Raw genomic sequence first — 8,808 nt, forward strand, 5'->3', positions numbered from 1 at the left:
TAGATTAACTAGCTCAAAAAACAGAGATTATTAGACTCTATTATTCGGCTAATAGTGAGAGCCTATATCATGAAATTTTTTAAAAGTGCATGGAATATTTTTTTGGTCTCTATTATTCTTGTCCTGGTTTCTACAAATATTCTGTCGGTTACTAATGCAAAGTTTCACGATCATCTCTATGGGTTGTTTTCACATTTGCCATATGGCGAGCTCCTTTCACAGAGTAAATCAAGGAAATATCAGTCACTTTCTGCTGATAATGAACGTCTGCGGAGACAGAATGAGCTATTTAGTAAAAAAGAAAAAGAACGCAAAGTAAAACTAGTAAAAGCCCAAAAGATATCTAAAAATATAGCTCGCAGAACAACAAAAAATGTAGCTCTTAACGTTTCTGCCGTTATTCCTGAATCGGTGCCTTATTTTGGAGTAGCTCTAATTATCACGGTTACAGCAGCAGATATATATGCAGGATGTGAAACGATGAAAGATACAAACGAACTTCTGCTAATGCTTGGGGGGACTCCAGCGTTGAGTGATGAGGCAACGGTATGCGGTATGACGCTTCCAAATGTGGAAAATGCTACGGATACGCTAGGTATCAGGTTTTATGATTTTCTACACTAATTTATTGACGGGTAAAAACTGTTAGGAATCAAAGGTAACTGGCAGCCTATCGGCGAAGAAAAGTACAATAAAGTCTATTAAGTGCTCATAAAACATTATATTGTCATCTTATGTAGCCTTATATAACGTTATAATTACTCTAATAAATAATCATTTAGGAAATAAAGGTTTATGCAAGAAACTAGCTCCTTTAAAAATCAATTGCTGATTGCAATGCCTAATTTAAAAGACCCCAACTTTTTTCATGGTGTAACTTTCATCTGCCAGCACAATAGCGAAGGGGCTTTAGGACTGGTAATTAATCACCCGCTACAAATGAGATTAGGTGATATTTTGGAGCAAATGGATATTTCTGTTGAAAATGAAAAAATAGCTAAACTACCGGTTTTTGCAGGCGGCCCCGTACAACAAGAGCGCGGCTTTGTTTTGCATCAAACTTCAGAAGAACTTTGGGAGTCGAGTATCTCTGTATCAGATACGCTTTCGCTAACAACATCACGCGATATTTTACAAGCCATTGCTGCCGGTCAAGGTCCACAAAAGTTTTTAATTGCTCTCGGCTATGCTGGCTGGGGAGAAGAGCAGCTAGAAAGAGAAATAAAAGAAAATGCTTGGCTGAATACGCACTATGATGAAAGCGTTGTTTTTGATACGCCCATTAGTCAGCGTTGGAACACGGCAGCATATAAAATGGGCTTAGATATTAACTTATTAAGTACGCAAACAGGCCATGCATAAAAAAGACCCTATTCTGGCGGGGTTACAATCGGAAACTTATCTAGGGTTCGATTTTGGTAATAAAAAAATAGGCACGGCTGTTGGTCAATTAATGACTAAAACAGCCAGCCCACTGATGACGATTCGCTCGCTCAATCAAACTCCCGGTTGGGATAAAATTAGCGCATTAATTAGCGAATGGCAGCCGACTGGTTTAGTCGTTGGCGTGTCTCGTCAAGCGGATGGTAGTGATAATATCATTACTCCCAGAATGTTAAAATTCTGCCGCCAATTAAAGGGTCGTTATCATCTCCCTGTTTTTCAAGTAGACGAGGCTTTATCTACCTTTGAGGCAAAACAAATGCTGTATGATGATTTGCATGTCAATGCGAGTAAGCTCTGGGAAGTCCAAGATCAATTGGCAGCGCAATTAATTCTTCAAACTTGGTTAAATCAACAAAAATAAAAAATGGCTATTGAACACATTGAAATTCCCGTTTTATTCAATCAGTTAGAGTCATCTCTTATTGAGCTTATGGAACAGCGCCAAATTACTGACCCTATTGTTATCGGTATTCATACCGGCGGTGTTTGGGTTGCAGAAAAAATACATAATTGGCTAAATATTAAAGAGCCTTTGGCACTATTGGATATTTCTTTTTATCGAGATGATTTTTCTCAGATAGGCATGCACCCTAAAGTTAAGCAAAGCACGCTTCCTTTTACCATTGAAGGACGTGATATTATTTTAATTGATGATGTGTTTTATACCGGAAGAACAGTACGTGCAGCATTAAATGAAATTTTTGAATTTGGGCGACCGAATCAAGTCATTTTAGGGGTCTTAATTGAGCGTAATGGCAGACAAGTGCCTATCCGTCCAGACTGTGTTGGGGCGAAAGTTTCGTTAGCGGACGGGCAGAGTATCAAACTAACAGGGCCAGAGCCATTAGATTTGATGATTGAACGGAGGCGGTATGCTCGAGATTGAGAATTTACAATTAAATTCGCAAGGTAAATTACGTCATTTCCTAAGTATCGAAGGATTAAATAAGGACTTATTAACCGAAATTTTAGATACAGCTGAATCTTTTGCGGGTGCTTCTGAGCAGAGCATTAAGAAATTTCCCTTATTACGCGGCAAAACCATTGTTAATTTATTTTTTGAAAATAGTACGCGCACGCGTGCTACGTTTGAACTAGCTGCTACGCGCCTTTCGGCAGATATATTAAGCATGAATATTGCAACGTCTGCGACCTCAAAAGGCGAAAGTTTACTGGATACTATTCGTAATATGGAGGCCATGCAGGTCGATATGTTTGTGGTGCGTCATTCGCTTAGCGGTGCCGCTCATTTTATTGCCCAACATACTGCACCCCATATTAATGTGATTAATGCTGGCGATGGGCAGCATGAGCATCCCACACAAGCGATGCTGGATATGTTTACTATTCGGCGTGTTAAAAAACAGTTTACTGGCTTGCGGGTTGCTATTATCGGCGATATTCTGCATTCACGCGTAGCGCGCTCACAGATACTTGCTTTAAACATGCTCGGCGTTGAAGAAGTTCGGGTTATTGCACCTAAGAGTTTACTGCCTGTACAAGTCGAAGCGTTAGGTGTTTCTGTTTATTATGATATGCAAGCCGGATTAAAAAATGTCGATGTGATTATTATGCTGCGTTTACAAAAAGAACGTATGAATAGTGCATTTTTACCGAGTGAAAATGAATATTTTAAATGCTTTGGCTTATCCGATGAAAAGCTAAAAATTGCCAATAAAGATGCTGTTGTTATGCACCCTGGGCCAATAAATCGCGGGGTTGAAATTTCTTCTAGTGTGGCTGATGGGGCGCAGTCAGTTATTTTGCAACAAGTTAGCAATGGTATCGCTGTGCGTATGGCTATTTTATCCATGACTATGAATGGCAATAGAGGTGCAGAATAATGCATATTGAAATTGTTAATGGGCATGTTATTGATCCGCAAAATGGTCTTGATCAACAAGGTTCGTTATATATCGCAGAAGGCAAGATTATTGGCATGATGCAAGCGCCTGATGGGTTTACTGCCGATACTAGCATTAATGCGCAAGGGCGTATTGTTTGTCCTGGCTTTGTTGATTTGAGTGCGCGTTTGCGTGAGCCTGGGCAAAGTCACAAAGCGACCATGAAATCGGAAACTAAGGCTGCAGCAAGTGCTGGTTTTACTAGTCTTTGCATTCCGCCTGATACAAGCCCTGTTATTGATTCTCCTGCGATTGTCGAATTAATTGAAGATAAGGCAGAAAAATGTGGCTACCCACATATTTACCCTATTGCGGCATTAACCCAAAAATTAGCAGGTACCGAACTCAGTTCTATGCATGCTTTAAAAAAAGCAGGCTGTATCGCGGTCAGCCATGGCTATCATGCCTTGCAAGATTTATTGGTTTTACGGCGCGCAATGGAGTATGCGGCAAGCTATGATTTATTATTAATATATTGCCCTCAAGAGGCTGCATTGAGCAATAAGGGCTGTGCGCATGAAGGTGCAATGGCAAGCCGTTATGGTTTACCTGGTATTCCTGCTGCTGCGGAAACGATTGCTTTAGTGCAGTGCATGGAGTTAATTGAACAAACTGGGTGTCGTGTACATTTTCAAGGATTAAGCTGCGCGCGCTCAGTAGATCTAATAGCTAAAGCTAAAATTGCTGGTTTGCCGGTTAGTGCTGGTGTTGCTATGCATCAATTACATTTAACTGATCAGGATATGCGGCCTTACGATAGCCATTATCATGTTATTCCGCCATTGCGCAGTCAGCAGGATAAAGATGCACTGCTAGTGGGCATACAGAACAACACTATTGATAGTATCTGTAGTGACCACCAACCACATGATGTCGATGCAAAATTAGGCGCATTCCCAGAAACGGAGCCAGGTATTTCGGCATTAGAAACGGTATTACCATTAATGTTGCGTTTGGTTGAACAAAAAAACTTAAGTTTAACTCAGGGTATTGAAAAATTAAGTACGGAACCTGCTCGAATTTTAGGTCTTAATGCAGGTGGATTAGCTGTTAACAATGTGGCTGATGTGTGTATATTTAATACGCGTGAAAGCTGGGAAATAAACGCTAAAACTTGGCAAAGTCGTGGCCTAAACACTCCGTTTTGGCAGGATACGATGCAGGGTAAAGTTACCCATACCCTACAGGGCGGTAAAATAATTTACTTAGCAGAAAGATAACGGAGGCCGTGGTATGCAGTATAAAAAATTAAGTTTATGGGTATTAACTTTAGGTTTAGTCGCTTGCTCAGATGACTATACACCCAGAGAAAGTTCACCCGCTAAAACTATTTATTTAGAGGCCTGTGCGAGGTGTCATGCGGGCGAACCTGAGAACCCTAAAAGGTATTATTGGTCTATTAATTCTAAAAATATTAATGCTAAATATATAGCGCATAAAGTGAATGCAGGTGGCTTAACTATGCCCAGTTTTCCAAATATACAAGGCGAAAGTATGCGTAAGTTAACTGAGTATGTATTACTGCATAACCTTAAGAAATAGGCATAAAAATAAGTTATTGTGCCAATCGTATTATTGATGCCTTAAAAGGCAGGCGTGGCCTCAAGCACCTGTAGGTCATGAGTTTTTTATGCCAAATTTAAAAGGTGCTGTACTCGCTAAGCAGTGACCTTACAAGTTATATTTCTTGATGCCTTGTTAACAGGTGCTATAATCAGTACTTGTCAACAATTTATTAAAGGTTCTCCCCATGCAAATAAAGTTCTCAGAAGATGTTATTCCTCTTTCAGAGCTCAAAGTTAACCCTGGGAAAATTATAAATCGTGCTAAAGACGCTCATCGACCAATCCTTCTTACTAGTCGAGGAAAAGGAATCGCTGTAGTGCAAGGGCTTGCTGAGTATGAAGAAAACCAAGAAAATCGGGAGTTTATGAAGGCCATTACACAGGGGCTCATAGAAATAAAGGAAGGCAGTGAATTCAAGTTAGATGAGGTTAAAAAGAAACTAGGTATAAGCTGAGTGAAAATTTTTATTTCCAATTCAGCTTTTGGTGATATTGAAAGCATCAAAGAATACTATGAGAATGAAGGTATTGCTCATGTTGGTAAGCAATATGTAGTTTCAATTATTGACCATATTCAAACTTTAAGTGACAACCCTGATATTGGAAGAAAAGTTCCAGAATTTGACGAAGAAAAAATAAGGGAACTTATTCATTCAGCATTTCGAATTGTTTATTTGAGGAAAAAAAATTCAATTCATATTATTAGAGTATGGCGTAGTGAGAGATTGCTTGTGCTACCAGAAAATGAAATATAACAAAAAAAATTCCAGTTGACCGCTGGCAGCTCAGTTTTTTCAAAGGTCATTTTCATCAAAGTTCAGTGTGTTAGCTGAGTTCATCGAATATCTGTCAGCGGCCACTGAATTTGGCGTTATCTAGCAAAATTGAACAAGAAAGATAAGTTTATAGCCTAGTGATCATTGAAATGGAAAATGTAATGATCATGTTATTGCTATGATGGTTTATAACAATTATATTTTTAAGAGGCTTCCATGCGAAATTGGAAATGGTTATCCGTTTTTATAGGGTTAACAGCACTCGCTGTCATCATCTACATTCTATTCTACTTTGTCTTTCTCGACTTCTTTGTCGACCTATGGTGGTTTCGCTCGCTTAATTTTGAAGGCTATTTTTGGCTAAGGCTACTCTATCGGTTTATTTTCTCTGGCGGTGTCACGCTGATATTTTTTAGTATCTTCTTTTTTCATTTCTGGATTGCCTCGCGTTATTTAGGCTTAAGCCCTCCAGATGAAATATTGGTTAGTGCAGATAAGCGGCAGCGCTTCCAATCTTTTGCCGATATATTTATGGATGGCTCAATAAAGGTTTATACGCCTTTGTCTTTGCTATTAGCTATCGTTATAGCCATTCCTTTTTATGATCAATGGGAGGCTGCTTTACTCTATTTTTTTGGTAGCTCCTCGGGGATTGTTGATCCTGTTTATGGGCAGGATGTGAGCTTTTATTTGTTTTCATATCCACTTTATATGCTGATTCAGCAAGAGTTGCTGTATACCTCAACGATTCTGTTTTTTCTAGTTGCCGCTCTTTATTGGATCGAACATGTTTTTGTGCCTAATCAGAACAAATCCTACCCTCTGGGCGTAAAAATTCACTTAACGATTTTAATCGGCTTTACGGCATTATTTGTGATTTGGGGGTTCTTCTTAGATCGTTTTTCTTTATTGTATGTCAGCTCACATGAGCCGGTATTTTTTGGACCCGGTTTTGTTGAGATACGTTATCAATTACCGCTTATTTGGCTGAGTATTGTTTCTTTTTTTGCGCTGTTCGTTGCTGCTGTTATTTATATTTTTTCTCCAAAACATCGTAGTGTTATCCCTATTTTCGTGGCCTTAGGCAGTTTGTTGCTGGCTCTAGGGTTACAAAATGTATCATTTATTCCTAGCTTAATAAATTCCTTGATTGTGCGGCCAAACCCCGTATTGACAGAAGGGAAATTTATGCAAAGTAATATCGATGCTACACTCAATGCTTATGATTTAAATAATATAGAGACGGTAGATTATAAAATTAATTTAGATGCTGCTGATGACATTGCTAGCTGGTCTACTCAAAAGCATTTTGAGAATATTCCTGTATGGGATAGAGAGTTTTTAAAAGATGTTTATCAGCAACTACAAGGTCTGCGTCCTTATTATAATTTTCAAAGTGTCGATGAAGATCGCTATTATTTAAGTGGTCATATCCAGCAAGTTAATTTATCAGCACGAGAGCTTAATATTGATAAGATACCCGATGCAGCAAAGAGTTGGGAAAATATTCATTTGCGCTATACACATGGTTATGGCGCGGTAGTGACTCCAGCCGCCCAAGATGCAGGAAAGCCTATCGTATGGTATTTGCGTGATTTGAATATGCATTCAGATGTAGAGCTTTCTGTGGAGACACCTGATATTTATTATGGTGAAGAAAAATATACCTATGCTATCGTGCCCAATAAATTGGATATTCTAGGTTTATCAGATTCCGGTCAAGATGTTAATAGCTCTTATAAAGGGGGGTCTGGCATACCGTTTAAATCTCTATTTAGAAAGCTATTATTAGCCATTTATTTTAGCGATGAAAAGATTTTTTTCTCAACGAATATTTCTTCTCAGAGCAAAATTTTATTAAGGCGTAATATTGTTGACAGAGTAACGCGACTTACTCCTTTTTTACATCTTGATAAAGATCCTTACTTAGTGATTACCAAAGGTCGGTTTTACTGGATTCAAGATGCCTATACCTTATCTGATAAATATCCTGTCTCTAAATTTGCCAGTGATAATTTTCTCTCGGGTACAAAGGATTTTAACTATATCCGCAACTCAGTAAAAATTATGATTGATGCCTATACTGGATCAGTAAAATATTATATTGCCGAGCCTGATGATCCTATTATTAATGCTTATCGTGTTGCTTATCCAGGTGTTTTTAAACAGTTAGAAGATATACCTAGCGATTTACGCAGACATTTACGTTACCCACGTGAATTATATTTTATGCAAATGATGGTTTATGCTAAATATCATCAAACAAACCCTAACTTGTTTTTTGAACAAGCAGAGACATGGCAGTTTGCTAAGGTAAATAAAAAGTCTATCATGCCTTACTATCAAACTATGGATTTTGGCCATTGTAATAATAGAGAGGAGTTCGTGATGATTAATCCGATGACCCCGATTAATCGCAGTAACTTAAGTATGATAGGTGTCGCAGGTATCTTAGATACTAAAAGCTGTGAAGCTGATAGCTATAAGCCGAATATAAAAGTTTATAAGTTTAAAAGAGATGTACAAGTTAATGGGCCTGCACAAGTAGAAGCATTAATTGACCAAGACCCAGTTATTTCAGAGCAATTTACTTTATGGGATCAACATGGTTCAAATGTAGAGAAAGGGCGTATGGTTATTTTGCCGATGGGCGAAAATTCAATTTTATATGTACAACCTATTTATATGATTGCGACTAAAACTAAGATACCTGAGTTAACGCGAGTCATCGTTTCCATAGGTAATGAAGTCGTTATGGCACGTACGTTACGAGTAGCCTTTAAAAAGTTGAAAGAAAAATTTGAACAGGGGGCGAAAGAGACAAGTAAAACAGGAATTTCTATTCCGTAAGTACGTCATTGTATCCATTAGCATTTGATTGCTAATGGATACACCGTATGTTCGACTTTAAGAAGTTGCAAGTTAAATTTGTTCGAGGTGTGTAGGATACAGCTAGCCTCGGATGGGTAGATAGTTCGCGGTAGGCGATAGGTTAGGAATGAGCACAAATTAATTTAGGCAAGTTCAATTTAAGAATTATAATGATGCAACTCATAAACTTTATTTAAAATCGACCCAAGATAAAACCTTACTCAAAAGAAATTGAAGCGCAGATGC

10 protein-coding genes are annotated in these 8,808 nt (G+C 38.4%); all 10 read left to right on the plus strand.

Features of this window, described 5'->3' with window-relative positions; translation table 11 throughout:
* Positions 1-69 precede the first annotated feature (69 nt).
* Entirely contained in the window at positions 70-624 is a 555-nt protein-coding gene (locus BQ7314_RS04920) for a hypothetical protein (protein WP_174482590.1), read from the plus strand.
* Positions 625-795: 171 nt separating this feature from the next.
* Entirely contained in the window at positions 796-1,362 is a 567-nt protein-coding gene (locus BQ7314_RS04925) for a YqgE/AlgH family protein (protein ID WP_174482591.1), read from the plus strand.
* Complete coding sequence (gene ruvX, locus BQ7314_RS04930; protein ID WP_174482592.1) at positions 1,355-1,807, plus strand: Holliday junction resolvase RuvX; 453 nt, start codon at positions 1,355-1,357, stop codon at positions 1,805-1,807. The genes BQ7314_RS04925 and ruvX overlap by 8 nt, the downstream gene beginning before the upstream one ends.
* A gap of 3 nt (positions 1,808-1,810) precedes the next feature.
* Positions 1,811-2,332 carry a bifunctional pyr operon transcriptional regulator/uracil phosphoribosyltransferase PyrR gene (gene pyrR, locus BQ7314_RS04935; protein WP_174482593.1) on the plus strand — a complete coding sequence of 174 codons (522 nt, stop codon included), beginning with the start codon at positions 1,811-1,813 and terminating at the stop codon, positions 2,330-2,332.
* Complete coding sequence (locus BQ7314_RS04940) at positions 2,319-3,290, plus strand: aspartate carbamoyltransferase catalytic subunit (protein ID WP_174482594.1); 972 nt, start codon at positions 2,319-2,321, stop codon at positions 3,288-3,290. The genes pyrR and BQ7314_RS04940 overlap by 14 nt, the downstream gene beginning before the upstream one ends.
* On the plus strand, positions 3,290-4,570 hold the full coding sequence (locus BQ7314_RS04945; RefSeq protein WP_174482595.1) for a dihydroorotase: 1,281 nt from the start codon (positions 3,290-3,292) through the stop codon (positions 4,568-4,570). Before BQ7314_RS04940 ends, BQ7314_RS04945 begins: the two co-directional genes overlap by 1 nt.
* A 13-nt stretch (positions 4,571-4,583) precedes the next feature.
* Positions 4,584-4,892, plus strand: coding sequence for a c-type cytochrome (locus tag BQ7314_RS04950; RefSeq protein ID WP_174482596.1), 309 nt, complete (start codon positions 4,584-4,586; stop codon positions 4,890-4,892).
* A gap of 208 nt (positions 4,893-5,100) precedes the next feature.
* The gene (locus tag BQ7314_RS04955; protein WP_174482597.1) at positions 5,101-5,370 is read left to right on the plus strand and encodes a type II toxin-antitoxin system Phd/YefM family antitoxin; all 270 of its coding nucleotides are present in this window, start codon (positions 5,101-5,103) and stop codon (positions 5,368-5,370) included.
* The gene (locus BQ7314_RS04960) at positions 5,371-5,670 is read left to right on the plus strand and encodes a type II toxin-antitoxin system RelE/ParE family toxin (protein ID WP_174482598.1); all 300 of its coding nucleotides are present in this window, start codon (positions 5,371-5,373) and stop codon (positions 5,668-5,670) included.
* A 237-nt stretch (positions 5,671-5,907) separates the two neighbouring features.
* Positions 5,908-8,541 (plus strand): UPF0182 family protein, encoded by a 2,634-nt coding sequence (locus tag BQ7314_RS04965; RefSeq protein ID WP_174482599.1) that lies wholly within the window; start codon positions 5,908-5,910, stop codon positions 8,539-8,541.
* Positions 8,542-8,808 lie beyond the last annotated feature (267 nt).

Origin of the sequence: methanotrophic endosymbiont of Bathymodiolus puteoserpentis (Logatchev), from assembly GCF_900128525.1 — a bacterium.
Taxonomy (GTDB): domain Bacteria; phylum Pseudomonadota; class Gammaproteobacteria; order Methylococcales; family Methylomonadaceae; genus Methyloprofundus.

What these genes read in the sequence shown, in the direction of transcription:
- BQ7314_RS04940 (WP_174482594.1), top strand. Translation starts at nt 2,319, where the DNA reads ATGCTCGAGATTGAGAATTTACAATTAAATTCGCAAGGTAAATTACGT.
- BQ7314_RS04920 (WP_174482590.1), top strand. Translation starts at nt 70, where the DNA reads ATGAAATTTTTTAAAAGTGCATGGAATATTTTTTTGGTCTCTATTATT.
- BQ7314_RS04945 (WP_174482595.1), top strand. Translation starts at nt 3,290, where the DNA reads ATGCATATTGAAATTGTTAATGGGCATGTTATTGATCCGCAAAATGGT.
- BQ7314_RS04925 (WP_174482591.1), top strand. Translation starts at nt 796, where the DNA reads ATGCAAGAAACTAGCTCCTTTAAAAATCAATTGCTGATTGCAATGCCT.
- BQ7314_RS04965 (WP_174482599.1), top strand. Translation starts at nt 5,908, where the DNA reads ATGCGAAATTGGAAATGGTTATCCGTTTTTATAGGGTTAACAGCACTC.
- BQ7314_RS04950 (WP_174482596.1), top strand. Translation starts at nt 4,584, where the DNA reads ATGCAGTATAAAAAATTAAGTTTATGGGTATTAACTTTAGGTTTAGTC.
- pyrR (WP_174482593.1), top strand. Translation starts at nt 1,811, where the DNA reads ATGGCTATTGAACACATTGAAATTCCCGTTTTATTCAATCAGTTAGAG.
- BQ7314_RS04955 (WP_174482597.1), top strand. Translation starts at nt 5,101, where the DNA reads ATGCAAATAAAGTTCTCAGAAGATGTTATTCCTCTTTCAGAGCTCAAA.
- ruvX (WP_174482592.1), top strand. Translation starts at nt 1,355, where the DNA reads ATGCATAAAAAAGACCCTATTCTGGCGGGGTTACAATCGGAAACTTAT.